Raw genomic sequence first — 24,125 nt, 5'->3', positions numbered from 1 at the left:
CGCGGATCGGCGCGCCCAGGCGGTCGCGTGCGCCGCCGTCGATCCGCCCGAGCCGGCCGGCCGCGCCGAGCGCCGCGATCTCGCCGCGCAAGGCCGCGCTTTCGGCCCCGCCGATGCCGGCGCCGTCACCGGCGATGGCAATGCCCGGCACCGAGGAGGCGAGCCATTCGTCCACGCGCGGGACGAAGGCATGCTGCGCCTCGTCGAAATCATGGGCGCAGCCGGCGGCATTGGCGAGGTTCACGCTCGGGATCACGCCCTGGTGCAGCAGCAACGTGTCGCAGGCGATGGTCCCGGCCCTTTCGCCGCGCTCGAACCGGACAGAGGCGATCCGGCCGGCGCCTTCGGCCGCGATCCCGGTGACGCCGCCGACGACGCGCAGGGAGCGCCGCACCTTCGCGATCAGCTTCAGGCCCTTGAGGAGATAGGGCGAGCCCAGGAAGTCAGGCAGCGCAGGCGCGGCCTTCAGCCAGTTGCGGCGCGGCGTGGTGTCGAGCACCGCGACGATCTCGGCTCCGGCCGCGGCGAGCTGCCCGGCCAGCAGATAGAGCAAGGGGCCGCAGCCGGCGATCACGGTGCGGCCGGCCGGAACGATCGCGGCGCTCTTCAGCGCGATCTGCGCCGCACCCGCCGTCATCACCCCCGGCAAGGTCCAGCCGGCGATCGGAAACGGCCGCTCCTGCGCTCCGGTCGCCAGGATGAGTTGCCGCGCGCCGATCAGCCGGGCGCGGCCGTCGAGCGAGAGGCCGAGCTCGAAGGCCTCGCCCGCGGGCATCGCCTCGTCCGGCCCGATCGACCAGAGCGTGCAGCGTGCGGCATAGGCGGCCTGCGAGCCTTCGAAGCGCGCGACGATGTCCGCGCCCCGCCAGTACTCGGCGCCCAGCACCGTGCGGTCGGCGACCGGCGTCGTGGTGACGCAGCGGTAGATCTGCCCGCCCGGCGCCGGGTTCTCGTCGACGAGCAGGACATCGAGGCCGAGTTCGGCGGCGCGCGCGGCGGCGGAGAGCCCTGCGGGGCCGGCGCCGACCACGACGAGATCGTAGCGCTCGGCGAGGTCGTGGATCGTGGCGATCGCGCGCATCAGGCCGCCTCCTCCGGCCGGCGCCGGCCATGCTGGGTCTCGATCCGCATGCCCTCGCGCAGCGGCACGAGGCAGCCCTGCCGGTTGCCGACGCCGTCGATGACGACGAGGCATTCGAAGCAGACGCCCATCATGCAATAGGGGGCGCGCGGCGCGCCGGAGACGGGCGTCTCGCGGCAGGCCGCAATGCCGTTCGCCAGCAGGGAGGCGGCGACCGTATCGCCGTCCCGCCCGGTCAGAGGCCTGCCGTCGAAGGTGAAGCTGAGCCTGACGCCCGCCTCGGCGTCACGCATTGGCCGGAACATGGAACCTCCGTGCGGAAAAGCTCGCGAGCGCCTCGGGCAGTTCGCCGGCGAGGATGGCCGGAGCGAGCGTCAGGACATGGTTGGCGGCGAGCGTCACGCCGGAATGGCAGGTGGCGACGAAGGCGCCGGGATGGCTCTGCGACTGCTCGTAGATCGGGAAGCCGTCCGGGCTCATCACGCGCAGCGCCGACCAGCTGCGCACCACATTGAGCCCGGCCAGGCGCGGGAAGGTGCGCACGGCGCGCTCGGCCATCACCGAGAGCACCGGCTGTCCGACGATCGTGTCGAAGCCGCGATCCTCCTGGCTGTCGCCGATCATGACGCCGCCCTCGTCGGTCTGGCGGATCGTCACCATCGGGTTGTGCAGGAAGGGCGCGGTCTTCTCGGTGACGATGATCTGGCCCTTGCTCGGCTTCACCGGCGCCTCCAGTCCGACCATCGGGGCGAGCCGGGCATTGCCGAGGCCGGCCGCGAGCACGAGCTTGCCGGCTGCGATCTCGCCCCAGGAGCCGCGGATGCGAAAGCCGCCATCGCCGGGAGCGATCGCCTCCACGTCATGGTTCGGCCGGTAGTCGACGCCGCGGCGGGCGCCCGCCTCGCGCAGCGCGCGGAACAGTCTCAGCGAGTTCACATGGCCGTCGAGCGGGCTGTAGAGCGCGCCGACGACGTCCTCGCCGATCTCGGGCAGGCGACGCCTGGTCTCGGCATGGTCGAGCACCTCATAGGGGAAGTCGGACAGGCCCGGCTGATTGTGCAGGCGGCGCATCGCGCCGATCCGCTTGTCGAGCTCGGGCTCGGACAGGCACGGCGTGAAGCCGCCGGGCTGGCTGTGGGCGACATCGATGTCGGCCTCGTCGCGCAACAGGACGGCGAGCTCGTGCCAGTCCTGCGCCGAGCGACGCGTCCAGAGCGCATATTCCGGCATGCCGAGGCCCTTGGACTGGACCCAGACCAGCGCGAAATTGCCGCGCGAGGCCCGGAAGGCGATGTCGCCCTCGTCGAGGACGATGACGCGCCCCCCCGCGCGGGCGAGGCCGAGCGCGAGCGCGCTGCCGACCACCCCGCCGCCGATGACGGCGACGTCGCCCTCGTTCCGGTTGCCGCCGATCATGGGTTCAGCCCTTTCCGGATCCGACGAAGAGGCGGTCGAGCCCGTAGAGCCTGTCGAGCGCGAAGAGCAGCGCCGCGGTGAGCGCGACGAGACAGGCGGAAACGGCCGCGATCAGCGGATCGATATTGTCCTGGATGTAGAGGAACATCCGTACGGGGAGCGTGGTGGTGGCGGGCGAGGCGATGAACACCGTCATCGTGACCTCGTCGAAGGAGTTGATCGCCGAAAGCAGCCAGCCCGAGACGACGCCGGGCAGGATGAGCGGCAATGTCACCCGGCGGAACACCGTCATCGGATCGGCGCCGAGCGAGATTGCGGCGTGTTCGATCCGGCGGTCGATGCCATAGGAGGCGGCGAGCACGAGCCGCAGCGCGAAGGGCAGGATGACGATGACATGGCTCAGCACCAGTCCGGTGAAGGTGCCGGACAGGCCGATCTGCGAGAAGAAGCGCAGGAAGGCGATGCCGAGCACGACGTGCGGGACCATCAGCGGCGACATGAACAGCGCCGTGATCGCCTCACGGCCGGGGAAGCGGTAGCGCGCTATGGCGAGCGCCGCCGGCACCGCGATCGCGACCGTGACGGTCGAGGACAGCGCGGCGAGCCAGAGCGAGGTGTTGAAGGCGCGCAGGAACTCCGGATAGGCGAAGATCGCCCTGAACCAGCGCAGGCTCGGGCCGCGGGTCGGCAGCGAAAGATAGCCCTCGGGCGTGAAGGCGACGAGGCAGACGATCGCGAGCGGCGCCAGCATGAAGATGGCGAAGAGCGCGTGGAAGACGAGCGCCAGCGGGCCGTTCCGTCTCATTCGAACACCTGTGCGTAACGCCGTTCGATCAGGCGGTTCGAGCCGACGATGATCGCGACCAGCGCAACGAGCAGCAGCGTCGCGACGGCCGCGCCGAGCGGCCAGTTCAGCGTGTTGAGGAACTCGTCATAGGCGAGCGTCGCCGCGACCTTGAGCCGTCGCCCGCCGATGATCGCCGGCGAGGCGAAGGCGCTCGCCGCCAGGGCGAAGACGATGATCGAACCCGAGAGCACGCCGGGCACGATCTGCGGCAGGATCACGCGCCGCCAGATCGTCAGCCAGCCGGCGCCGAGCGACATCGCCGCATTCTCGATCTGTGGGTCGAGCCGCTGCAGCGAGGCCCAGACCGAAAGGATCATGAACGGCACGAGCACGTGAGTGAGCGCGATGACGACGCCGGTCTCGGTGAACATGAATTCGAGCGGCGTCCCGATCAGCCCGAGCGCCATCAGGCCCTGATTGACGAGCCCGGTCGAGCCGAGCAGCAGCGCCCAGCCGAGCGTGCGCGCCACCACCGAAACCAGCAGCGGGCCGATGACCACGAGCATGCAGACGCTGCGCCAGCCGGGCGACATCCGGTTGAGGATGTAGGCCTCCGGCACGCCGATCAGGATGGTGGCGAGCGTCACCAGGATCGCGATGCGGAAGGTGCGCAGGAAAACCTCGAAGAAATAGGAATCGGTCGCGATCTCGGCCCAGTTCTTCAGCGTGAACGCCGGCACGATGCCCTTGTACTGCCCCCAATCGTAGAAGGAGAGCAACGCCGTCATGCCGAGCGGGACGATGACGAGACCGAGGAAGACGAGCAGGCCGGGGGCGGTGAGCCAATAGGGTGCGCTGCGGTCGGTGACGGCGAGGCTCATGAGGCGCCCCCGTCCGCGAGCAGGGCGGCGTCGCCCGGCGCGAAGGAGAGGCTCACCGCCTCGCCTTCGGCGGGAACGGCGGTTCCGTCGTTGCCGCGCATCACGGTGAGCGGCCCCGCGGCGCTCTCGATAGTGAGCAGCCAGTAGGAGCCCTGGAAGACGCGGCCGGCGATGCGGCCGCCGAAGCCGGGAGCGCCGGGGGCGGCGAGGACGAGGCGCTCCGGCCTGACGGCGAGCGCCACCGGCCCCGGGCCGGCGCCGGGCAGCGCGATGGCGAAGCCGTCGATCAGGACGCGCCCCGCCCCGTCGCCGCTGCCCTTCAGCATGTTGGTCTTGCCGAGGAAATTGGCGACGAAGGCGCTGCTCGGCCGGCCATAGACCGCATCGGGCGCGCCGATCTGCTCGACCCGGCCCTGGTTCATCAGCACGATGCGGTCGGACAGCGCCATCGCCTCGTGCTGGTCATGGGTGACGAGGATCGTGGTGGTGCCGACCGAGCGCTGGATCTGGCGCAACTCGCCCTGCATCTCCTCGCGCAGCTTGGCGTCGAGATTGGAGAGCGGCTCGTCGAGCAGCAGCAGCGCCGGCTTGATGACCAGCGCCCGCGCCAGCGCGACGCGCTGCTGCTGCCCCCCGGACATGCGGCGCGGATAGCGCTCGGCGAAGCCTTTCAGACCGACGAGCGCCATCGCCTCGAGCGTGCGCTTCTCGCGTTCCGCCCTGCCGACGCCACGCATTTCGAGGCCGAAGGCGATGTTCTCCGCCACCGTCATGTGCGGGAACAGGGCATAGCTCTGGAAGACGATGCCGAGCCCGCGACGGTTGGGCGCGACGGCGGCGAGGTCGCCGCCGTCGAGCAGGATGCGGCCGCGATCGAGCGGCACGAAGCCGGCGATCATCTGCAGCGTCGTGGTCTTGCCGCAGCCGGAGGGGCCGAGCAGGGAGACGAACTCCCCGCGTTCGACGGCGAGGTCGAGCCCCTCCACCGCCACGACGGCGCCGTAGGACTTGCCCAGCGCTTCGAGGACGAGATGCGACATCGGATGAGGTCCGCCGAGGCGCGCGCTCAGCGCTCGATCTCGCGGTTCCAGCGCCGCGTCCATTCCTCGCGCTTGTCGTTGGCGACATCCCAGTCGATCGCCTTCAGCGCCTTGACCTGCTCGCCATAGGGCAGGCCCTTCTGCTGCTCGGGCGTCAGCACGACCTTCATATTGGCCGGGCCGGAGCCGCCGCCGACCGCCAGGGCGACCTGCACCGGCGGAGAGAGCATGTATTGCAGGAAGGCATTGGCCTCGGCCGCGTTCTTCGAACCCTCGACCGGGCAGCCGGCGATGCCGAGCGCATAGCCGCCTTCCTTCGGATAGACGAACTCGGCCGGGAAGCCGGTGTCGGCGAAGGCCTTGACGCGGCCGGAGCCCCAGACGCCGATCACCGCCTGGCCGTTCTGGAACAGCTCGGTCATCTTCGCCGGCGAGGGCTCGTAGGCGAGGACGTTGGGGTTGATCTCGTCCTTGATCGTCCTGAAGCCGGGCTCGATCTTCGCCTCCCCGCCGCCGCCGAGCTGCGCGAAGGCGACCAGCGCGTGCAGGCCATAGGTGTTGTTGATCGGGGGGACCACGAGCTTCTTGCGGAACTTCGCATCCTTGAGATCGGCCCAGGAGGTCGGCGCCGGCCAGTTGTTCTCGGCGAAGACCTTCCTGTTGTAGAACAGGCCCGTCGCGACCATGCCCAGACCCACGGCCCTGTTCGACTTGAACTTCATCACCGGGGCGAGGTCGGCATAGATCGGGGCGTCGGTCAGCGTCCCGCAGAAGCCGAGCGAGACCGCCTGATAGGCCGGGCCGTCGTCGACGATGATGACGTCGATCTGCTGGTTGCCCTTCTGCGCCTGCAGCTTGGCGAGGGTGTCGGTCGAATTGCCGGCGACATATTCGATCCTGACGTTCGCCTGCTTCTCGAAGCCGGGGATGACATCCTTGCGCATCGTCTGCTCGTAGGAGCCGCCATAGCCGGCGACATAGAGCGTCTTCTGCTGGGCGAACGCAGCCGAGCCAGCGAGTGCCGTACCGGCGGCAAGCGCAAATGTGATGGCGAGTTTCATGGCTTCCCCTCCTCGTTTTCGAGTGATGGGCCAGCGTCTTCGACAGTTTCGAGCTGGTCAAATCGAATGAATCGCGCGATTCATACCGGAATGTTATGGATTGGACGGAGGCCGGAGCATGCTGAATCCGCGCCAGATCGAGGCCTTCCGCGCTGTGATCGTCACCGGCGGGGTGACGGCGGCCGCTCACGCGCTGCACATCAGCCAGCCGGCGGTGACGCGGCTGATCCACGACCTGCAATATGCGCTCGGCCTGAAGCTGTTCGCGAAGCGCGGCACGCGGCTGATGCCGACCAATGAGGCGCTGTCGCTCTATCGCGAGGTCGAACGGCAGTTCGTCGGGCTGGAGCGCATCGAGCGGGCCGCGAAAAGCCTGCGGGAGGGCCAGTCCGGGCGCCTGCGGATCGCGGCGCTGCCGACGTTCAATGTCGGCTTCCTGCCGCGCATCGTCGGGCGGTTCATGCTCGACAGGCCGGGCCTGGAAGCGGCGGTCTACGGCAGCATCTCCTCGCAGGTGGTCGAATGGGTGGCGAGCGGCTTCTGCGATGTCGGCTTCGCCCAGGGGCCGCTCGACTTTCCCAATATCGAAGTGGAGCTGATGACGCCGGTGGCCGGCGTCGCGGTCCTGCCCGAGGGCCATCGGCTGGCGCGAAAACCGGTGCTCGAGCCGCCGGACTTCATCGGAGAGCCCTTCGTCTCGCTGGAGCAGACCACGCCGATGCGGTACCGCATCGATGCGATCTTCTCGGCGGCCGGCATCACGCGCCAGACGCGCGTGGAAACGCCGCTGTCCATGATCGCCTGCGGCCTCGTCGCCGCCGGGGCGGGCGTGGCGATCGTCGACGCGTTCACGGCCTTCGAGTTCGGCGGGCGCGGCATCGTGGTGCGGCCGTTCAGGCCCGCGGTGCTCTATGATGTCGGGGTCGTCTGGGCGAGCGGCCGGTTCAGGTCCGCCCTTGCGCTCGATTTCGTCGGCGAAGTGCGTGCCGCCGTGGCGGAGCGGGCGCGCGAGGGCGCTGCGCCCGTCCTCGGCCCCTCGGCAGGAGATTCGGGTCGGATCGCCTGATCGGGAGCCTCTTCGATATGCTGCCGCTTCGCGTCGGCACCGGCGTTTACAACGAAGGGAAGCGACGAGCCGGGCGGCTCGACACGGAGGATGACGACGATGAGCAAGGCGGCAGGCGGGATCCATATCGGCATCGGCGGCTGGGTGTTCGAGCCCTGGCGCGGCGTGTTTTATCCGGACAAGCTCTCGCAGAAGCGCGAACTCGAATATGCCGCGAGCAAGCTGACCTCGATCGAGATCAACGGCACCTATTACGGCTCGCAGAAGCCGGAGAGCTTCGCCCGATGGCGAGCCGAGACGCCGGACGGCTTCGTCTTCGCGCTCAAGGGCTCGCGCTTCTGCACCAACCGCCGGGTTCTGGCCGAGGCCGGCCCCTCCGTCGAGAAGTTCGTGACCTCGGGGATCAGCGAGCTCAAGGAGAAGCTCGGCCCGATCAACTGGCAGTTCATGGCGACCAAGGCCTTCGATCCCGCGGATTTCGAGGCGTTCCTGAAGCTGCTGCCGAAGGAGGTCGACGGCATCGCTTTGCGCCATGCCGTCGAGGTGCGCCATCCGAGCTTCCGCTCGCCCGACTTCGTGGCGCTCCTCCGGGAGTACGGCGTCGCGGTGATCACTGCCGGCGATGCCGATTTCCCCCAGATCGCCGACGTGACGGCGCCGTTCGTCTATGCGCGGATCATGGGCACGACGGAGTCGGAGCCTGAGGGCTATCCGGCACAGCAGCTCGACGCCTGGGCCCGCCGCGCGAGGGACTGGGCCGATGGCGGCACGCCGGAGGATCTCGAACGCGTCGCGCCCGCCGCGCGCCGGTCGCCGCGCGATGTCTTCCTCTATGTCATCAGCGGCGACAAGGTCCGCAATCCGGCCGCCGCCATGGCGCTGATCGAGCGTGTCCGCGCCTGACGGCGATCGTCGGCACGGCCGGTCGCGTCATTCCGCGGCCTGGACGGCGGGGTCCTGGCAGACGTCGACCCATTCTGCGCCGGTGAGCGCGGCCATGCGCTCCGGGCTGATGCGGACCATGCTGCGGGTCGAGCCGGCTGCCGGCAGGACCGTGTCGAAGGTCTTGAGCGAGACGTCGCAATAGACCGGCAGCGGCTCCGCCAACCCGAACGGGCAGACGCCTCCGACCGGATGGCCGGTGATCGCGGCGACCTCGTCCGCCGCGAGCATGCGCGGCTTGAAGCCGAACGCGGCCTTGGTCTTCCGGTTGTCGAGACGCGCATCGCCGCGGGCGACGAGCAGGACGACGCGCTCGCCCAGCCGCAGCGACAGCGTCTTGGCGATGCGGGCCGGTTCGACCCCGAAGGCTTCGGCCGCGAGCTGGACCGTGGCGCTGCTGCCTTCGGTGAGCTCGACCTCGATGTCGGGCGCGTGCTGCGCGAAGAAGGCGCGGACGGATTCGAGACTCACGGCACATTCCTTCCGAAACGCCACCAGATCAGGGATGCCACCAGTGCCGGCAGGCCGAAGACGAGGAGCAGGATCGGGACCTCCTCCAGGAAGCCGTAGCCGGCCCGGGTGATGCCGACGATCAGGTTGATCACCGAGACGGCGAACCAGAGCGGGATGAACAGCTTCATCGCGAGGACGATCGGATGACGCCCGCTTGTGTCGAGCCGCGGCGCGATCAGGAGCAGCACGCCGAGCAGGGCGAAGCCGGCGGCGATGACCTTGACGGTGTGCATGCCGGCGTCTCCCCGCTCAGTGCCGGAAATGGCGATGGCCGGTGAAGACCATGGCGAGGCCGGCCTCGTCGGCCGCCTTGACCACCTCGTCGTCGCGCATCGAGCCGCCGGGCTGGATCACGGCGGTGGCGCCGGCCTCGGCGGCGGCGAGCAGGCCGTCGGCGAAGGGGAAGAAGGCGTCGGAGGCGACGACCGAACCCTTGGCCAGGCTCTCGGGCATGCCGGCGGCCTTGGCCGCCTCGCCCGCCTTCCAGGCGGCGATGCGCGAGGAATCGACGCGGCTCATCTGGCCGGCGCCGATGCCGACGGTGGCGAGGTCCTTCGCATAGACGATGGCGTTCGACTTGACGTGCTTGGCGACGCGGAAGGCGAAGCGCAGATCGGCGAGCTCGGCCGGGCTCGGCTGGCGCCGGGTCACGACCCTGAGGTCCATGTCATCGACGACGGCGTTGTCGCGCGCCTGCGCCAGGAAGCCGCCGGCGACGGTGCGCAGCGACAGGCCGGGTTTGCGGACGTCCGGCAGGCCGCCGGTCAACAGCAGGCGCAGGTTCTTCTTGGCGGCGACGAGCGCGATGGCCTCCTCGTCGGCCTCGGGGGCGATGATCACCTCGGTGAAGATCTCGACGATCTTCTTCGCCGCTTCGGCATCGAGCTTGCGGTTCAGCGCGACGATGCCGCCGAAGGCCGAGACGGGGTCGCAGGCGAGGGCCCGTTCATAAGCTTCGCGCAGCGAGCCGCCTTCGGCGACGCCGCAGGGATTGGCATGCTTGACGATGACGCAGGCGGCGGCCCGGGCGGGATCGAACTCGGCGACGCATTCGAAGGCCGCGTCAGTGTCGTTGATGTTGTTGTAGGAGAGCTGCTTGCCCTGGACCTGGCGGGCGGTGGCGACGCCGGGGCGCTGCTCGGGCGTGCGGTAGAAAGCGGCCCATTGATGCGGGTTCTCGCCGTAGCGCATGGTCTCGGCGAGGTTGCCGCCGAGCGCGCGGAAGGCCGGCGAGGTATCGCCGAGCTCGTTCGCGAACCAGTTCGAGATCGCGGCGTCATAGGCGGCGGTGCGCGCATAGGCCTTCTGCGCCAGCTTGCGGCGCAGGCTCAGCGTGGTCGCGCCCTTGTGCGCCTCGAGATCGGCCAGCACGGCGGCGTAGTCGGATGCCTCGACCACGACGGCGACGTCGTTGTGGTTCTTGGCGGCGGCACGGATCATCGCCGGACCGCCGATATCGATGTTCTCGATGCAGTCCTCATAGGGCTTGCCGGCGGCGACCGTCGCCTCGAACGGGTAGAGGTTGACGACGAGCAGGTCGATCGGGGCGATGCCGTGGCCGAGCATCGAGGCCTGGTGCTCAGGATGCGAGCGGATGGCGAGCAGGCCGCCATGGACCTTGGGATGCAGCGTCTTGACGCGGCCATCCATCATCTCGGGGAAGCCGGTCAGGTCGGAGACGTCGGTGACGGCGAGGCCGGCCTCGGCGATCGCCTTGGCGGTGCCGCCGGTCGAGACCAGGGCGATGCCCATGCGGGAGAGGGCGCGGGCGAAGTCGATCAGCCCGGTCTTGTCGGAAACGGAAAGCAGCGCGCGTTCGACGCGGCGGAGTTCATTCGGCATGAGAGGGCTGGGTCCCGGGTTGATGGGCGCGAGGCGCGGAATGCTCGCGCGCGCCCTATCACGCCCGGGCTTTGCTGCAAAGCACAAGGCGCTGCGCCCCGTGCTGCAGGAGGTCAGAGCGGCGGATCGGGCTCGGCTTCGGCCTGGTCCGGGCGGATCGTCCCGGCGCCGGCGGCAGGGCGCTGCGCGGGCGTTCCGAGACGGGCGAACCGCCAGACGATCTGCGGCGTCGCCACAGCGTCGAATTCGACGACGAGCTGCGCGGTCTTGTGGCGGCCGTCGGCAGCGGCGAAGAAGATGCTCTCCTCCAGCCCGACGCGCAGGCCCGAGGCCTCGAAAGCCCAGATCTCGCCCGAAGGCAGCGCCAGGAGCGCGCCCTCGCCGTCGCGGATCAGGCTGGGCCGGACGTTGGGATGCAGATGGAAGCGCGCGGCCGCCGGCAGGCTCGCCAGCGCGGCGGGCGGGCTGAAGGCATCCTCGCCGGTGAGCTGGCTGCCGCTGCGGGCCAGCAGCAGGCGGCGGGTGTGGATGGTGCCGAAGGCACGCCGGTAGCCGTCATGGCTGCCGACCCATTCATGCCCGTCCTCGCCGTCCTGGCGCGCGACGCGGACATCGGCCGGCCCCGCCGTGATCCGCCTCTCGCCGAGAACCAGCCCGAAGACGGCGCTCGAGCGATCGTGCAGCGTGACCGTCGAATGGGCGGCGGTCGCGCGCGCCGCCAGCTTGAGCTCGGGCGAGCCGAAGCGGCTGGCGCCGCAATTGACCACGATGCGCTGCGAGCCGGTCGACAGTTCGAAGGAGAGACAGCCGGCATGGGCCTCGATCGAATTCGCGCCGGGCGGAGGCGGCCCGGCCTCGACCACGACGATGCTGGTTCCGGCAGAGAGCCGGTCATAGCCGGAATAGGCGGCGTGCTCGATCGGCCGGGCGCGGACATCGTCATAGGCCGCCAGCGTCGCCATCAGGTCGGGCGGCGTCGCACCCATGCCGTTGAACAAAGCGAGCGCGCCGTCGCCATGCCGGAACAGCTTGAGATGCGGCATCATCCGGTCGATCGCCATGATGATGCTGCGCGGCGTCTCCAGCCCGCGCGCCGAGAAGGTCTCGCGCAGCGGCAGGAGGTCGAGCAGCAATTCGATGATGATGCGGGGATTGCGGCTGAGATGGCCGCCATCCGGCAGGATCTGCTGCTCCAGCTCGTCGGAGAGGCTCGTCTCGTAGCGGCGCAGGCGCCGTTCCTGGCCGTCGAGGCAGACGGCGGCGAAGCAGATCGCGATCAGGCATTGCAGCCGCGCCGCGCCCTCGACCGCTCCGGCGAGCGCGAGCTGGAGGCGCTCCGTCGTCTGCGCGACATGGCGGATGAAGCGCTCGTAGAAGGCGTGATCGGCGCCTTCGAGCAGGAGCGGCGAATGCGACAGGAACGACATCAGCCGCCGGGCGATCACGGCCGGGCGGCGGGCGATCTCGTCGCGGTCGTGCCGGCGGGCGATGAACTCGTCGACGAGCGCGCGGGCATTGGCGCGCGCGATCGCCGTGTCGGCGGCGCGCAGATGCCGCAGCCAGACGAAGCCGTGCAGCGCCTCGGCCCAGGCCTCGCTCGGCGGCTCGATCAGGAAGGGCGATTCGCCGTGGCAGTTCGCGGTGCGGCCGGCCAGGGCGAAATAACCGGCGTAGATGTCGCTCGCCGTGGTCGGGTCGGCCGTGCGCAGATCATGCGGGGCGAAGAGCAGCCGGCCGGTGCGCAGCCGGCCGAACGGCCAGAGCGCCCGCTTTGCTCCGGCGATCTGGCCGCGCGTGCGCCGCGCCGCCCTGCCGATGGCTGCCCGTGCCAGACCCCTGCGCTCCGACCAGCCGCTCAACGAATCCTGCTGCCCCGCCGTCTCGTCCGCCCCTCCGTCGAGGCGAATCCCGCCCGACTCATAGCCTGATCAGCCGACAAGCGTAAAATCCCGCCCATCCCGATAGCCGCGGCGTCTCGCCGGCGAGCTGGTGCGGCAGCGTCCGCAATTCGCCCAGCGGCGTCAGGGCCTCGGCCAGGCCGATCTCCGCGGGCCCGATCGGGTCGCGCGCGAGGCCGGGCGTGCGGGCGAGGGCGGCTTCGATCTGCGCCTCGCCCTCCTCCCGTTCGAGCGAGCAGGTGCAGTAGACGAGGCGCCCGCCCGGCCGGGTGAGTTGCGCCGCCCGGTCGAGCAGGCGCGCCTGCAGTGCGGCGAGCTTGGCGATGTCCTGCGGCGTCTTCGTCCAGGCGACCTCCGGGTGGCGCCTGATCGTGCCGGTGGCGCTGCAGGGCGCGTCGAGCAGCACGGCGTCGAAGGGCTCGGCCTCGAAGGCTGCGACATCGGCGGTGACGACCTCAGCGCTCAGCCCGAGCCGTTCGAGATTGGCCTTCAGCCGGCGCAGGCGCGGGCCGGAACGGTCGACCGCGACGACCTCAGCACCCGCCTGTGCGAGCTGGACGGTCTTGCCGCCGGGCGCGGCGCAGAGATCGGCGACGCGCTCGCCGGGCCGGACGTTGAGGAGCCGGGCGGGAAGGGCGGCGGCGGCGTCCTGCACCCACCATTGCCCGTCGGCGAAGCCGGGCAGGGCGGTAATGGCCTCGCGCCCGCGCAGGCGCACCGAGCCGGTCGGCAGGACGATGCCGTCGAGTTTGGCGGCCCAGCCGGCCGCGTCGGATTTGACGGTCAGGTCGAGCGGTGGCTCCTCGGCATGGGCGGCTGCAATCGCCGTGGCTACATCGGCGCCATAGGTCCGCGTCCAGCTCTCGCGCAGCCAATCCGGCGTATCGGTCAGCGGATCGAGCTCGGCGAGGATCGCCTCGCGCTCGCGCGCCAGGCGCCGCAGCACTGCATTGGCGAGCGAGGTGTAACGGGCCGAGCGGGCATCCTCGTGCAATTGGCGGATGGCGAGATCGACCGCCGCGTGATCGGGCACGTCGAGGAAGAGCAATTGCGCCGCCGCAGCAACCATGATCGGCTCGAACGGGCCGGACTTGCGCGGGCTGCCGCGCTCCAGCCGTGCGTCGATCACCGCGCGGATCGTGCCGAGGCGGCGGAAGGCGACGGTCGCGATCGCACGCGCCAGCCCGGCATCGGCCGGCTCCAGCCCTGCCGTAACAGCCAAGCGCTCGAAGGTCTCGTCCAGCGCGGTACCGGCGCGCAGCACCTCGTCGATCAGCGTCGCGGCGAGACGGCGCGCGGCGAGACCAGGAACATCGTCGCCAAAGGACTGGCTTTGCACCTCTGCCATCTCAGCCCCAGGGCCCGGGTTCGCGCCCGCCGGCGAACGGGTTGCGGGCCGCGCCGCCGAGGAAGCTGCCGCGAGCGCCGGCGAGGCCCATGGCGCGCGCCTGCTCCATCAGCGCGGCGATGCGGTTGCCGGTGTCGGGGTGCGTCGAGAACAGCGAATCCATGCCGCGGCCGGAGAGCGGGTTAACGATGAACATATGCGCCGTAGCAGGCTTCGCCTCCGCCGTCTCGTTCGGGATATGGGCGACGCCTCCGGCGATCTTGGCGAGCGCGTCGGCGAGCGCCGCCGGGTTGCCGCAGATCTCGCCTCCGAGGCGGTCGGCCTCGTATTCGCGCGAGCGCGAGACGGCCATCTGGATGATCGTCGCCGCCAGCGGGGCGAGGATGGCGATCAGGATCTGCACGACGACGTTCGGCCGGTGCTCGCTGTTGCCGCCGCCGAAGAACATGCCGAAGGAGGCGATGGTCGAGATCGCGCCGGCCATCGTCGCGGTGATCGTCATGGTCAGCGTGTCGTGATTCCTGATATGGGCGAGCTCGTGCGCCATCACGCCGGCGAGCTCGTCATGGGACAGCGTGCGGATGATGCCGGTGGTCGCGGCCACGGCGGCGTTCTGCGGATTGCGGCCGGTGGCGAAGGCGTTCGGCTGGTCCTCGTCGATGAGGTAGACGCGCGGCATCGGCAGGTTCGCGCGCTGGGCGAGGTCGCGCACCATCCGGTACAGCTCGGGCGCGGAGCGTTCGTCGACCTGGTGCGCATTGTAGGCGGCGAGCGCCAGCCGGTCGGAATTCCAGTAGCTGAACAGATTGGTCGCGACCGCGATGCCGAGCGCGATCAGCATGCCGCCGCTGCCGGCGAGCAGGTAGCCGACCACGCCGAACAGCGCGGTGAGCGCGGCCATCAGCATGCCGGTGCGGACATAGTTCATCGCAAACCCCTCGCGTCGTCGCGTTCCGGCGTCGAGCCTCTCGCCGGATGCGCGTTTCGTCCCTATGTGGTGGGGACGATGCCGATCCTGCAAGAGAATGGCCGATCATGACCGCGCCGACGAAGACCGACGACAATGCGACGGCGGCGCCCGGCAAGACGCTTTCGCCGGCGGCCCGGCGCGCGCTCGCCGAAGCGCAGGCGCGCCGCGCCGCGCTCGACGCCAAGGCGGCCGAGCTCGGGCGGGAGAAGGAGATCGACGGGCGCGGCGGGCTGGAGCCGGTGCGCTATGACGACTGGGAAGTGAAGGGCATCGCCAGCGACTTCTGAACCGGGCCGCGGCGTCGTCGGCGGCGGGGCAGGCGCGTGCTCAGGCGGCCCGGGCGCGCCGGGCCGGGTTCGGCGCCGCCTCCCCCTGGGTGGTGCGGAAGGTGCCGACGAAGCGGTTCAGGCGCTCGATCTGATCCAGCAGGGCGCGGGCGGAGGCGGCGCTCTCCTCGGCCAGGGCGGCGTTGCTCTGCGTCATCTCGTCCATATGGCTCACGGTGCGCGCCATCTCGTCGATGCCGTTGGCCTGCTCGCCCGCGGCAGCGGCGATCTCGTTGACGGTGGCTGAGACCTGCATCGAGGCCTCGACGATCTTCTCCAGCGTCTCTCCCGCCTGACGGACGAGGCGCACGCCCTCGACCACCTCGGCATCGGACGAGCCGATCAGCCCGGTGATGTCCTTGGCCGCCTCGGCCGAGCGCTGGGCCAGCGCCCTGACCTCGGCGGCGACGACGGCGAAGCCGCGCCCGGCATCGCCGGCCCGGGCGGCCTCGACCGCGGCGTTGAGCGCGAGCAGATTGGTCTGGAAGGCGATGCCGTCGATCACGCTGGTGATCTCGGAGATCTTCTTGGAAGCGCCCTCGATGCGTTCCATCGCCTCGATCGCCTCCTTGACGATTTCGCCGCCGGTGCGCGCCACGGCGGAGGCGTTGTCCGCCAGCGTCACCGATTGGCGCGAGGACTGGGCCGAGGTCTTGACCGAGGCGGTGAGCTCCTCGGTCGTCGCGGCCGTCTCCTGCAGGGCGGAGGCCTGCTGCTCGGTGCGCATGGACAGGTCGTTGGCGCCGCTGTTGATCTCCTGAGAGGCGGCGGCGATGGCGGCCGAGCTGGTCTTGATGCTCGCGACCATCTCGCCGAGCTTGTCCATGGCGTCGTTGAAGTGATCGCGGATGCTGGTGTACTCGGCCGGGATGTCGTCGGCCATGCGATAGGTCAGATCGCCGCGCGCCAGCGCCGCCATTCCGGCGCTGACATAGCCGATCGCCTTGTCGCGCTCGCGGGCCTTGGCTTCCTCGGTGGCGCGGATTTCGGCCTGGGCCTTCGCGCGTGCCGCTTCCGAGGCTTCGAGATAGACCGAGATGGCGTAGTCCATGTCGAGCAGGGTCGCCTTGACGATGGCGCCGATCTCGGCGCTCCGCTCGGCCGCGCCGGGCAGCTTCGCGCCGAAACGGCTCTTCGGCCAGCGCTCCTCGAGCACCTTTGCGAGCAGCTTCTCCAGCAGCAGCGCGTAGCCGCCGATATACCAGCGCGGCTCCAGCCCGATGCGGGCGTGGACATGACCCACGGCGGTGACGGCATCGACATAGTCCGCATCGAACTGGGCCTTGGCGATCCGGTTCCAGTGCGAAAGCTGGCGGTTCTTGGCGCCCTCCATATGGGCGGGGCTGCTGAAGAACGCCCTGGTCTCGGGGAAAGCCTGGATTTGGGCGTAGAAGGCCTCGAGGGCGCGGGGCAGCGCCTGCAGGATGGTCTGCTCCAGACCGGCGATGCGCCCTCGCGCCTCGCCATCGAGTTGCATGAAACCGAGCCGCCGATCGAGCTGATCCGCTGACGACATGACATTTGCCCCTTCGTACTGATGTGGCACGACCGGGCCACCTCAGAATGACAACAAAGTATCGTTAAAAAACAGCAAACAGTTGTTTAGCTGAACTAATACACGCTTTGCGCGTAGATTAGCGCCTGTTAAACCGGAGGCGGCGGCAGCGCATGTCCCCGTCGGCCCGGCGTCCCGATTCCGGTCGGCCGGAAACCGCGCTAAGAGGTTCGCCCGCGACGATGGGAACAGGCAGGGCATGACCAGCGACGGCAAGAGGATCGAGGCGCTGCGGCGGCTCCTGACCGAGGCCCATGACAAACTCGGTCTCAGGCTCGGCTTTGCGCTCTGGGACGGCTCGCGCGTGCCGGCGGGCTGGCCGGCGGACGGGCTGATGATCGCGCTCCGCGACGCCGGCGTCGTGGCGGCGCTGCTGCGCAAGCCGAAGCTCGACACGCTGCTGCACCTGCATGTGGCCGACCGGATCGCCATCGAGAACGGCACGATCTTCGATCTCGCCGCGGCACGCCCCGAGGGCAAGGTCGGCCGGCTGGCGCGCGGCATCCCCAAAGCTGCCGTGTTCGATGTGGTCAGGCGCTTCATCTTCGCGCCGGGGCAGGCGCCGCCGGCGGTGGAGCATATCAGCGGCGACGAGATCGCCCGCGACGGCAAACCTTCGACCAACAAGGCCAACATCGCGCATCATTACGACGTCTCGAACGCCTTCTACCGGCTCTTCCTCGACGAGCGCATGGTCTACACCTGCGCCTATTTCACGCAGGATCATCACGACCTCGAGCGGGCGCAGACCGACAAGCTCGAGATGATCTGCCGCAAGCTGCGCCTGAAGCCGGGCGACAGGCTGCTCGACATCGGCTGCGGCTGGGGCGCGCTGGTCTGCTACGCCGCGCAGCATTATGGCGTCGAGGCGCATGGCGTGACGCTGGCCGAGGAGCAGCTCAAGCTGGCACGGGACAGGGTCGAGGCGCTCGGCCTGCAGGGCAAGGTCACACTCCATCTCAAGGACTTCACCCAGATGGAGGGGGAGTTCGACAAGATCTCCTCGATCGGCATGTTCGAGCATGTCGGAATCCGCAACCACCCCACCTATTTCCAGGCGGTCAACCGGCTGCTCAAGCCGCGCGGGCTCTACCTGCACCATGCGATCTCGCGGCGGGCCAAGAAGACGGAGCGCGCTTTCAACAAGATGCCGGCCGAATACCGCGCCCTGGTCCGCTACATCTTCCCGGGGGGCGAGCTCGACCATCTCGGCATGTCGATCGCCAATCTCGAGCGCCATGGCTTCGAGGTCCACGATGTCGAAGGCTGGCGCGAGCACTACCAGCGCACGACGCGGCTGTGGTTCGAGCGGCTGAACGCCAGACGGGCCGAGGCGGAAGCGGAAATCGGGCCGGAGCGGACCCGGATGTGGCTGATCTATCTGGCCGGGTGCTCGCTCGCCTTCGAGCGCGGCGGTGCGCTGGTCAACCAGACGCTGGTGTCGAAGCGGCGCAAGGGTGCCTCCGGCCTGCCGTTGACGCGCGCCGATCTCTACCGCTGAGCGTGGAGGCGTTCAGGCGGCGGCGATGCGCATCGCGCGAGATCCGGCGGCTCTGACGAGGGCGCCCGATCGCGAGATGCGGACGGGCGGGCGCGGCGGCGGGCGCAGGCGCGCCCGGCACGGCGGCCTCAAAAGAACCCGATCGTAGCGCCGAAGGCGAGGCCTGCGCCGAAGACGATCATCGAGGCGAAGGCGGCCTCGGCGAGGGTGAAGAGCGTCTGGACGTGGCCGGCGAGAGCGGAGCGGGAGAGCGTGAACATCGAAATCCCCGAGAGCGGATCGTTCCTGCTCCGGCCTTGGGGCGCTCTGCGTGGTTTTCGCCGGCGGCTCCGGAAACGCGAATGGCGCCCGACAGGGCGCCATGCAACGAAGCCCGGCGGGGGCTATTTCTTCACGAAACCGTCGAGCTTGCCGTAATGTTCGGCCAGCAGATAGTAGAAGGTCAGGCGCGACTTGGTGTTGTCGGCCTTCATGTGCTCGCAGGTCGCCTTGATGGTCGCATCGAGGTCCGTGCCCTTCAGCCCGAGCTTCTTCTTCAGGAAGTTCTCGCGGACGCGCTCGAGTTCGGTGGGGTCCGTGCAAGCGACGTAACGGGTGTCGGGCTTGCTCATCACCAGCGCATAGGCCTTGCTCATGCCGGCGAGGGCGGCCTCGTTGACGGGTTTCTTGGCGAACTTCTTGACGTCGGCGAGATGATCCATCGGGTACCCCTCTGAGACATATCGATTCGAAGGCGCGGGACTCAAGCCTTGCGCCCCGGGAAAACGATATCCGGCTTTCCGGCCGCAGGCGAGGGGCGCCAGCGCCAAAAGCGACCGGAATCTCCGCGGAAATCGGAATTTTCCGGGTCGGATCCGGCTCAGGGCGTGACGACCACCGGGGTGCCCATGCGGACGCGGGCATAGAGATCGATGACGTCGCTGTTGTGCATGCGGAAGCAGCCATAGGACGCGGCAGTGCCGACCGAGCGCGGGTTGTTGGTCCCGTGGATCGCATATTGGCCGCCGGGGCCGAGGCCGATGACGCGCGCGCCCATCGGGTTGTTCGGCGCGCCGCCCGGAATCACGTCCGGCAGCCGCGGATTGTCGCGCTTGACTTCGGCCGGCGGGCTCCAGGCCGGCTCGACCACGAGTTCCTCGACATATTTGACGCCGCGCCACTGCTTGCCGGCCTTGCCGACGGCGATGGTGTAGCGCAGCGCCTGTCCCGGCGCCGCGATGAAGTAGAGCTTGCGCTCTCCGGTGCGGATCAGGATGGTGCCGGGCTGATAGCGATAATCGGGGAAGTCGACGACCTCGCGGGCTTCGGCGACGCGCGCCGTCAGCAGCATCAGCAGCGAGAGCGCCGCGGCGGCGATGAGATCGATCGATCCGCTGCGGTCCGTCATGGCCGTCTCCTTTCGAGTCCCGACATATCGGGCGCATCTGGGCGACAGCCGGTGAATCCGCGGTTCAGCAGCATGGTGAACCGTCGATTCATGATGAATCGGAGCCGAGCCCCGGTCAGGCGATGGCGATGCCGGCTGCGATCGCCGCCAGCAGCAGCGACAACAGAGCGGCGAGGAGCAGGTCGATCGGGCCGTGCGGAACGCTCATGACGGAATCCTCCGGGCCCGCCGGCCAGCCGACGTCCAGCGGTCCCGGCTCCGTCATGACGGAGCCGGCCGGCACGGTCCATGGCGGAGTCCTGCTGGCGTGAACGGTGCGTTAAGCGGCTCCGAGGGGTTTGCGGAATGCTGCGCCGGAGTCGGGGCTCAGGCCTTCTCGACCACCAGAGTGGCGCCCTCGACGCGAACGACGCGGATCTCGGTACCGGCCAGCAATTCCGGGCCCGTGACGCGCCAGGAGGAATCTCCGACCCGGATGCGGCCTTCACCGCCGGTCATGGTGGTCTCCAGCCTGAAGACCCTGCCGATCAGCTGGCGGCCGCGATCGTTCAGGCCAGAGGCGGTGTCGGGTTCCTCGCTGCGGTGGCGGGTGACGACGCGGCCGACGAGCACGCTGGCGATCGCAAGCGCGGCGAAGACCAGCCAGGCGCCCTGCCAGGCGAGGCTGGTCAGGCCGACCACGGCTCCCGTCAGGAGCGCGGCGAGGCCGAGCCAGAGCAGGAAGACGCCGGGCGCCAGCATCTCGCCGCCGACGAGGATCAGCCCCAGCACGATCCAGGCCCAGCCGCCGAAGGACGCGAACCAGTCGAGCATGCTCAGCCCTCCGCGGGCCGGCCGGCCGCGGGGACGGAGCCGCCGCGCCGGCTCGCCGCCGCCTCCTCGCCGAACACCGCCCGGGTGAGCTGGGCGATGCCGCCGACGGTGCCGGCGAGCGCCGCGGCCTCGACCGGGACGATCACCAGCTTGCTGTTATGGGCGCTCGCCATCGATTTCAGCGCGTCGGTATAGCGCTCGGCGATCAGGAAGTTGGCGGCCTGGATGTCGCCGCGGCTGATCGCCTCGCTGACCATGGCGGTCGCGGTAGCCTCCGCCTGGGCGAGGCGTTCCCGGGCCTCGGCGTCGCGCAGCGCCGCTTCCTTGCGGCCTTCGGCGGCGAGAATCTGCGCCTGCTTCTGCCCTTCCGCCTTGAGGATCTCGGCCTGGCGCTGGCCTTCGGCCTCGAGCACCGCGGCGCGCTTCTCGCGCTCCGCCTTCATCTGCCGGTTCATCGCGCCGGCGATGTCGGCCGGCGGCAGGATGTCGCGGATCTCGATGCGGGTGACCTTGACGCCCCAGGGCGAGGCGGCGGCGTCCATCACCCGCAGCAGCCGCTCGTTGATCTCGTCGCGATGCGAGAGCAGCTGGTCGAGGTCCATCGAGCCGACCACGGTGCGGATATTGGTCATGGTCAGGGTCATCAGCGCCTGGCCGAGCGAGGCGACCTCGTAGCAGGCCTTGGCGGCGTCGAGCACCTGATAGAAGGCGGCGGCGTCGATGCGCACGCCGGCATTGTCCTTGGTGATCGCCTCCTGCGAGGGAACGTCGAGCACCTGCTCCATCACGTTCACCTTGTGGCCGATCCGCTCGACATAGGGCACGATCAGGCCGAGGCCGGCGCCCAGGGTGCGCGAATAGCGGCCGAAGCGCTCGACCGTGTAGTTGTAGCCCTGCGGGATGGTGCGCACGCCGAGGGCGATCGTCAGGATGACCAGCGCGACCAGTGCGACGACGACGATGTCGAAGCCAGTGGGATTCATCTCAACTCTCCAATCCGGTCCGGGAGGCTGGTTCGAGCGTGGGCTTGCGGGCGTCTGACGCAGGCTCGCGTGCCGGCTTGCCTTCGAGATGGCCGACGATCCGCCACATCATCTCGCCGACCTTGCCGCATTCCTCGTCGCTGAGCACGCCCATCATGGCTTCGATCCTGGCGGTGTGGATCGCCAGCGCCGCGCGCGTCAGCGCCTCGCCTTCGGGCGTCAGCCAGAGCCGGCGCACGCGCCGGTCGGTCTCGTCGTTGCGGCGCTCGATCAGCCCGCGCCGCTCGAGCTCGGGCAGCAGCATGCTCATGGCGCTGCGGCCGACGAGCAGCTTCTCGGCCAGCGCCTGCTGGGTCAGCCCGGGCGTGCGGAAGACGTTGGCGAGCACGTCGTAATGGGCGAGCTGAATGCCGAGCGGCGCCAGGGCCTCGGAAAAGACCCTCTTCCAGAGCTGGTGCATGCGGGCGACCGCGAGCCAGTTCTTGAAGCGGGGCAGATCCCAGGGCAGCGCGGAGCGGCCGGCGCCGGCCGGCTCAGTTCCAGGCGCGGATATCGGGGCTTGCTTTTTGTTCATGGCTGAACATAATAGTTCAAGACTGAACGAACGGGATTTCCGGTCATGCCCAGCGCAGCCCTTCGCGTCATTCGCCCTCTCGTCCGCATCGGCAGCTTCATCGCCCCACGCACCGCCGGTCACGCCGCCTTCAAGCTGTTCTGTACCCCGCCGCGTCCGCCCGGGCCACAGAGCCGCAACGGCAAAGCCATCATCGCCGCCCGCGCCCGGCTCGCGCCCGCGATCAGGCAGGCGGTATCCTATCCGTGCGGGACGGTCAGCAGCTATCTGTTCGAACCGGAGCCCCGCTTGCAAGATGGCGATGGGCCGGCACCGACGGTGATCCTGCTGCATGGCTGGAACAGCGAGGCGGCGTTCATGAGCGCCTTCGTCGCGCCGCTGCTGGCGCAGGGCTTCCGCGTCGTCGCCTTCGACATGCCGGCGCACGGCACCTCGACGGGCGCCGAACTCAACATCCCGCTCGGCGTCGCGGCGCTCGCCGCCGTGGCGCGCGTCTTCGCGCCGGTGCATGCGATCGTCTGCCATTCCTTCGGCGGGGCGATCGCGCTGGCGGGGCTGGCGCGCAGCGTTCCGGGCCAGCCGCGGGTCAAGGCCGGCCGGCTCGCGCTGGTCGCGGCGCCGTCCTCGGTCACGACGATCACGCGCAATTTCGGCGCGACGATCGGGCTCGGCCGGCGCGGCCAGGCGGCGCTGGAGCGACGCATCCACAGCGTCGCCGGCAATCCGGTCGAGGCTTTCGAAGGCCGCGAGCAGCTCGCCGCGCTCGGGCTTCCGACCCTGGTGATCCACGACCGGCAGGACCGGGAGCTCGGCTTCCACCACGCCGAAGCCCTGGCGGCGGCCGGACCGTTCGTGACGCTGCAGGAGACGAGCGGGCTAGGACACCGGCGCATCCTGCAGGCGAAGCCGGTGGTGGAGGCGGTGACGCGCTTCGTGGTCGGATAGCCCCTTCTCCCTGGAAAAGCGGGGGCGCTTCCCGCGCCTGCCTCACACCCAGCCCATCAGCTCCCGACGCACCACGGTCTCGATCACCCGCATGCCCTCCTCGGAATCGTTGAGGCAGGGCAGATAGGCGAAGTCCTTGCCGCCATTGTGCAGGAAGATCTCGCGGTTCTCGACGTCGAGCTCCTCGAGCGTCTCCAGGCAATCGGCCGAGAAGCCGGGTGCGACGATGGCGAGCGATCTGGTCCCGCCCTGCGCCAGCGCCTTCACCGTCTCGTCGGTATAGGGCTGCAGCCATTCGTCGGGGCCGAAGCGCGACTGGAAGGTCAGGCGGAAGCGCTCCTCCGACAGGCCGAGCTTCTCGCGCAGCAGCCGGGCGGTGACGGCGCACTGGCAATAATAGGGGTCGCCCTTGAGCAGGTATTCCTTCGGCATGCCGTGCAGCGAGCAGAGGATCACCTCCGGCTCGAAATCGAGCCTGGCGAGCGAGGCACGGATCGAGGCGGCGAGCGCGTCGATATAGCTCGGGTCGGCGTAGTAGGGATGGGCGACCCGCACCGTGGGCTGCCAGCGCATCTCCATCAGGGCGCGGAAGGCCTGGTCGCAGGCGGTCGCCGAGGTCGGCGCAGCGTATTGCGGATAGAGCGGCACCAGAAGGATGCGGTCGCAGCCCTGGTCGAGCAAGGCCTTGAGCCGGCTCTTCACGTCGGGCAGGCCGTAGCGCATCGCCCAGTCGACGGTGATGCGGTCGCCGGCGAGGCCCTTCAGCCGCTCCGCCAGCTTTTCGGTCTGCGAGCGCGTGATCGTCTTGAGGGGGCCCTCGTCGCGCTCATTGTTCCAGATCGAGGCGTAGTCCTTGCCCTTCCGGCCCGGGCGCGTCGACAGGATGATCAGGTTGAGGATCGGCCACCATTTCCAGCGCGGTTCCTCGATGACGCGGCGGTCGGAGAGGAACTCCTTGAGATAGGCCCGCATCGGCCGGTAGCTGGTGCCTTCGGGCGTGCCGAGATTCATCAGCAGCACGCCGATGCGGCCGCTTCTGATCTTCGGGTGGTCGGGCGGCAAACGGGTCTCGAGGTTCATCACATCCGCTTTCGTTCGCCTGTGATTTAGACGAGTTACGGGTTTCGTCCAGTCGGGCCGCGCCGGGTGCGACATCGCGTGAGCGGGGTCTCGCAAGACGGCAAGGCTCTTGCTAG

26 protein-coding genes are annotated in these 24,125 nt (G+C 69.5%); 5 read left to right on the top strand and 21 right to left on the bottom strand.

The features are described from left to right. The 7 genes from CS1GBM4_RS10445 to CS1GBM4_RS10415 form a co-directional block, all read right to left on the bottom strand. The coding region (locus CS1GBM4_RS10445; RefSeq protein WP_186418636.1) for an FAD-dependent oxidoreductase at window positions 1-1,081 on the bottom strand (1,081 nt) is incomplete at its 3' end. After that, on the bottom strand, window positions 1,081-1,386 hold the full coding sequence (locus CS1GBM4_RS10440) for a (2Fe-2S)-binding protein (RefSeq protein ID WP_186418635.1): 306 nt from the start codon (window positions 1,384-1,386) through the stop codon (window positions 1,081-1,083). The genes CS1GBM4_RS10440 and CS1GBM4_RS10445, both read right to left, overlap by 1 nt. After that, window positions 1,367-2,497 carry an FAD-dependent oxidoreductase gene (locus tag CS1GBM4_RS10435; RefSeq protein WP_186418634.1) on the bottom strand — a complete coding sequence of 377 codons (1,131 nt, stop codon included), beginning with the start codon at window positions 2,495-2,497 and terminating at the stop codon, window positions 1,367-1,369. Before CS1GBM4_RS10435 ends, CS1GBM4_RS10440 begins: the two co-directional genes overlap by 20 nt. 4 nt (window positions 2,498-2,501) lie before the next feature. Further along, on the bottom strand, window positions 2,502-3,302 hold the full coding sequence (locus CS1GBM4_RS10430) for an ABC transporter permease (RefSeq protein WP_186418633.1): 801 nt from the start codon (window positions 3,300-3,302) through the stop codon (window positions 2,502-2,504). Then, window positions 3,299-4,165 carry an ABC transporter permease gene (locus CS1GBM4_RS10425; RefSeq protein WP_186418632.1) on the bottom strand — a complete coding sequence of 289 codons (867 nt, stop codon included), beginning with the start codon at window positions 4,163-4,165 and terminating at the stop codon, window positions 3,299-3,301. Before CS1GBM4_RS10425 ends, CS1GBM4_RS10430 begins: the two co-directional genes overlap by 4 nt. Beyond that, window positions 4,162-5,205 (bottom strand): ABC transporter ATP-binding protein, encoded by a 1,044-nt coding sequence (locus tag CS1GBM4_RS10420; protein WP_186418631.1) that lies wholly within the window; start codon window positions 5,203-5,205, stop codon window positions 4,162-4,164. The genes CS1GBM4_RS10425 and CS1GBM4_RS10420 overlap by 4 nt, the downstream gene beginning before the upstream one ends. A 26-nt stretch (window positions 5,206-5,231) precedes the next feature. Beyond that, window positions 5,232-6,266 carry an ABC transporter substrate-binding protein gene (locus CS1GBM4_RS10415; RefSeq protein WP_186418630.1) on the bottom strand — a complete coding sequence of 345 codons (1,035 nt, stop codon included), beginning with the start codon at window positions 6,264-6,266 and terminating at the stop codon, window positions 5,232-5,234. 118 nt (window positions 6,267-6,384) lie between these two features. Between CS1GBM4_RS10415 and CS1GBM4_RS10410 the strand changes: the two genes are divergently transcribed. Beyond that, on the top strand, window positions 6,385-7,332 hold the full coding sequence (locus CS1GBM4_RS10410; protein ID WP_186418629.1) for a LysR substrate-binding domain-containing protein: 948 nt from the start codon (window positions 6,385-6,387) through the stop codon (window positions 7,330-7,332). A 99-nt stretch (window positions 7,333-7,431) separates the two neighbouring features. Next, window positions 7,432-8,235, top strand: coding sequence for a DUF72 domain-containing protein (locus CS1GBM4_RS10405; protein WP_186418628.1), 804 nt, complete (start codon window positions 7,432-7,434; stop codon window positions 8,233-8,235). A 27-nt stretch (window positions 8,236-8,262) separates the two neighbouring features. On the opposite strand, the gene CS1GBM4_RS10400 is transcribed toward CS1GBM4_RS10405, so the two are convergent. The 6 genes from CS1GBM4_RS10400 to htpX form a co-directional block, all read right to left on the bottom strand. Next, on the bottom strand, window positions 8,263-8,745 hold the full coding sequence (locus tag CS1GBM4_RS10400; RefSeq protein WP_186418627.1) for a YbaK/EbsC family protein: 483 nt from the start codon (window positions 8,743-8,745) through the stop codon (window positions 8,263-8,265). Continuing rightward, window positions 8,742-9,020: a hypothetical protein gene (locus CS1GBM4_RS10395; RefSeq protein ID WP_186418626.1), complete on the bottom strand. Its 279-nt coding sequence runs from the start codon at window positions 9,018-9,020 to the stop codon at window positions 8,742-8,744. Before CS1GBM4_RS10395 ends, CS1GBM4_RS10400 begins: the two co-directional genes overlap by 4 nt. Window positions 9,021-9,036: 16 nt before the next feature. Further along, window positions 9,037-10,629 (bottom strand): bifunctional phosphoribosylaminoimidazolecarboxamide formyltransferase/IMP cyclohydrolase, encoded by a 1,593-nt coding sequence (gene purH / locus CS1GBM4_RS10390; protein WP_186418625.1) that lies wholly within the window; start codon window positions 10,627-10,629, stop codon window positions 9,037-9,039. Between the two features lie 113 nt (window positions 10,630-10,742). Continuing rightward, entirely contained in the window at window positions 10,743-12,488 is a 1,746-nt protein-coding gene (locus CS1GBM4_RS10385) for a heparinase II/III family protein (protein WP_186418624.1), read from the bottom strand. Window positions 12,489-12,546: 58 nt separating this feature from the next. Beyond that, window positions 12,547-13,875: an RsmB/NOP family class I SAM-dependent RNA methyltransferase gene (locus CS1GBM4_RS10380; RefSeq protein ID WP_186418623.1), complete on the bottom strand. Its 1,329-nt coding sequence runs from the start codon at window positions 13,873-13,875 to the stop codon at window positions 12,547-12,549. Window position 13,876: 1 nt separating this feature from the next. Continuing rightward, on the bottom strand, window positions 13,877-14,803 hold the full coding sequence (gene htpX / locus CS1GBM4_RS10375) for a zinc metalloprotease HtpX (RefSeq protein WP_186418622.1): 927 nt from the start codon (window positions 14,801-14,803) through the stop codon (window positions 13,877-13,879). A 107-nt stretch (window positions 14,804-14,910) separates the two neighbouring features. Between htpX and CS1GBM4_RS10370 the strand changes: the two genes are divergently transcribed. Next, on the top strand, window positions 14,911-15,132 hold the full coding sequence (locus CS1GBM4_RS10370) for a DUF1674 domain-containing protein (RefSeq protein WP_186418621.1): 222 nt from the start codon (window positions 14,911-14,913) through the stop codon (window positions 15,130-15,132). A 40-nt stretch (window positions 15,133-15,172) separates the two neighbouring features. On the opposite strand, the gene CS1GBM4_RS10365 is transcribed toward CS1GBM4_RS10370, so the two are convergent. Then, window positions 15,173-16,687, bottom strand: coding sequence for a globin-coupled sensor protein (locus CS1GBM4_RS10365; RefSeq protein ID WP_186418620.1), 1,515 nt, complete (start codon window positions 16,685-16,687; stop codon window positions 15,173-15,175). Between the two features lie 238 nt (window positions 16,688-16,925). Here CS1GBM4_RS10365 and CS1GBM4_RS10360 point away from each other — a divergent pair, with 238 nt between their 5' ends. Beyond that, a complete protein-coding gene (locus tag CS1GBM4_RS10360) occupies window positions 16,926-18,227 on the top strand; it encodes a class I SAM-dependent methyltransferase (protein WP_186418619.1) in 1,302 nt (433 codons plus the stop codon). A gap of 128 nt (window positions 18,228-18,355) precedes the next feature. On the opposite strand, the gene CS1GBM4_RS24750 is transcribed toward CS1GBM4_RS10360, so the two are convergent. The 6 genes from CS1GBM4_RS24750 to CS1GBM4_RS10335 all read right to left on the bottom strand — a co-directional run bounded on the left by CS1GBM4_RS24750 (window position 18,356) and on the right by CS1GBM4_RS10335 (window position 21,984). Beyond that, window positions 18,356-18,487 carry a hypothetical protein gene (locus CS1GBM4_RS24750; protein WP_280177702.1) on the bottom strand — a complete coding sequence of 44 codons (132 nt, stop codon included), beginning with the start codon at window positions 18,485-18,487 and terminating at the stop codon, window positions 18,356-18,358. Window positions 18,488-18,610: 123 nt separating this feature from the next. Beyond that, window positions 18,611-18,928, bottom strand: a complete 318-nt coding sequence (locus CS1GBM4_RS10355) for a DUF2853 family protein (protein WP_186418618.1) — start codon at window positions 18,926-18,928, stop codon at window positions 18,611-18,613. A 158-nt stretch (window positions 18,929-19,086) separates the two neighbouring features. Next, complete coding sequence (locus CS1GBM4_RS10350) at window positions 19,087-19,614, bottom strand: L,D-transpeptidase (RefSeq protein WP_186418617.1); 528 nt, start codon at window positions 19,612-19,614, stop codon at window positions 19,087-19,089. A gap of 366 nt (window positions 19,615-19,980) precedes the next feature. Further along, window positions 19,981-20,427, bottom strand: a complete 447-nt coding sequence (locus CS1GBM4_RS10345) for an NfeD family protein (RefSeq protein WP_186418616.1) — start codon at window positions 20,425-20,427, stop codon at window positions 19,981-19,983. Window positions 20,428-20,429: 2 nt separating this feature from the next. Continuing rightward, a complete protein-coding gene (locus tag CS1GBM4_RS10340; RefSeq protein WP_186418615.1) occupies window positions 20,430-21,410 on the bottom strand; it encodes an SPFH domain-containing protein in 981 nt (326 codons plus the stop codon). Window position 21,411: 1 nt separating this feature from the next. Further along, window positions 21,412-21,984, bottom strand: coding sequence for a MarR family winged helix-turn-helix transcriptional regulator (locus CS1GBM4_RS10335; RefSeq protein ID WP_186418614.1), 573 nt, complete (start codon window positions 21,982-21,984; stop codon window positions 21,412-21,414). A 45-nt stretch (window positions 21,985-22,029) separates the two neighbouring features. Between CS1GBM4_RS10335 and CS1GBM4_RS10330 the strand changes: the two genes are divergently transcribed. Beyond that, on the top strand, window positions 22,030-22,929 hold the full coding sequence (locus tag CS1GBM4_RS10330; protein ID WP_186418613.1) for an alpha/beta fold hydrolase: 900 nt from the start codon (window positions 22,030-22,032) through the stop codon (window positions 22,927-22,929). 42 nt (window positions 22,930-22,971) lie between these two features. Here CS1GBM4_RS10330 and hemH read toward each other — a convergent pair whose 3' ends face one another. Then, a complete protein-coding gene (gene hemH, locus CS1GBM4_RS10325) occupies window positions 22,972-24,009 on the bottom strand; it encodes a ferrochelatase (RefSeq protein ID WP_186418612.1) in 1,038 nt (345 codons plus the stop codon). Window positions 24,010-24,125: the final 116 nt, after the last annotated feature.

This window comes from Allobosea sp. CS1GBMeth4, assembly GCF_900185715.1.
Lineage (GTDB): Bacteria > Pseudomonadota > Alphaproteobacteria > Rhizobiales > Beijerinckiaceae > Allobosea.
Note: the sequence above shows the minus strand (reverse complement) of the source record. Positions and strands in the feature narration are given on the sequence as shown.

Excerpts from the sequence above, each read along its gene's own strand:
- CS1GBM4_RS10420 (WP_186418631.1), bottom strand. The coding sequence starts at position 5,205 with ATGTCGCATCTCGTCCTCGAAGCGCTGGGCAAGTCCTACGGCGCCGTC.
- CS1GBM4_RS10365 (WP_186418620.1), bottom strand. The coding sequence starts at position 16,687 with ATGTCGTCAGCGGATCAGCTCGATCGGCGGCTCGGTTTCATGCAACTC.
- CS1GBM4_RS10410 (WP_186418629.1), top strand. The coding sequence starts at position 6,385 with ATGCTGAATCCGCGCCAGATCGAGGCCTTCCGCGCTGTGATCGTCACC.
- hemH (WP_186418612.1), bottom strand. The coding sequence starts at position 24,009 with ATGAACCTCGAGACCCGTTTGCCGCCCGACCACCCGAAGATCAGAAGC.
- CS1GBM4_RS10345 (WP_186418616.1), bottom strand. The coding sequence starts at position 20,427 with ATGCTCGACTGGTTCGCGTCCTTCGGCGGCTGGGCCTGGATCGTGCTG.
- htpX (WP_186418622.1), bottom strand. The coding sequence starts at position 14,803 with ATGAACTATGTCCGCACCGGCATGCTGATGGCCGCGCTCACCGCGCTG.
- CS1GBM4_RS10405 (WP_186418628.1), top strand. The coding sequence starts at position 7,432 with ATGAGCAAGGCGGCAGGCGGGATCCATATCGGCATCGGCGGCTGGGTG.
- CS1GBM4_RS10355 (WP_186418618.1), bottom strand. The coding sequence starts at position 18,928 with ATGGATCATCTCGCCGACGTCAAGAAGTTCGCCAAGAAACCCGTCAAC.
- purH (WP_186418625.1), bottom strand. The coding sequence starts at position 10,629 with ATGCCGAATGAACTCCGCCGCGTCGAACGCGCGCTGCTTTCCGTTTCC.
- CS1GBM4_RS10380 (WP_186418623.1), bottom strand. The coding sequence starts at position 13,875 with ATGGCAGAGGTGCAAAGCCAGTCCTTTGGCGACGATGTTCCTGGTCTC.
- CS1GBM4_RS10415 (WP_186418630.1), bottom strand. The coding sequence starts at position 6,266 with ATGAAACTCGCCATCACATTTGCGCTTGCCGCCGGTACGGCACTCGCT.
- CS1GBM4_RS10430 (WP_186418633.1), bottom strand. The coding sequence starts at position 3,302 with ATGAGACGGAACGGCCCGCTGGCGCTCGTCTTCCACGCGCTCTTCGCC.
- CS1GBM4_RS10350 (WP_186418617.1), bottom strand. The coding sequence starts at position 19,614 with ATGACGGACCGCAGCGGATCGATCGATCTCATCGCCGCCGCGGCGCTC.
- CS1GBM4_RS24750 (WP_280177702.1), bottom strand. The coding sequence starts at position 18,487 with ATGTTCACGCTCTCCCGCTCCGCTCTCGCCGGCCACGTCCAGACGCTC.
- CS1GBM4_RS10360 (WP_186418619.1), top strand. The coding sequence starts at position 16,926 with ATGACCAGCGACGGCAAGAGGATCGAGGCGCTGCGGCGGCTCCTGACC.
- CS1GBM4_RS10330 (WP_186418613.1), top strand. The coding sequence starts at position 22,030 with ATGCCCAGCGCAGCCCTTCGCGTCATTCGCCCTCTCGTCCGCATCGGC.
- CS1GBM4_RS10340 (WP_186418615.1), bottom strand. The coding sequence starts at position 21,410 with ATGAATCCCACTGGCTTCGACATCGTCGTCGTCGCACTGGTCGCGCTG.
- CS1GBM4_RS10335 (WP_186418614.1), bottom strand. The coding sequence starts at position 21,984 with ATGAACAAAAAGCAAGCCCCGATATCCGCGCCTGGAACTGAGCCGGCC.
- CS1GBM4_RS10435 (WP_186418634.1), bottom strand. The coding sequence starts at position 2,497 with ATGATCGGCGGCAACCGGAACGAGGGCGACGTCGCCGTCATCGGCGGC.
- CS1GBM4_RS10440 (WP_186418635.1), bottom strand. The coding sequence starts at position 1,386 with ATGTTCCGGCCAATGCGTGACGCCGAGGCGGGCGTCAGGCTCAGCTTC.
- CS1GBM4_RS10395 (WP_186418626.1), bottom strand. The coding sequence starts at position 9,020 with ATGCACACCGTCAAGGTCATCGCCGCCGGCTTCGCCCTGCTCGGCGTG.
- CS1GBM4_RS10370 (WP_186418621.1), top strand. The coding sequence starts at position 14,911 with ATGACCGCGCCGACGAAGACCGACGACAATGCGACGGCGGCGCCCGGC.
- CS1GBM4_RS10425 (WP_186418632.1), bottom strand. The coding sequence starts at position 4,165 with ATGAGCCTCGCCGTCACCGACCGCAGCGCACCCTATTGGCTCACCGCC.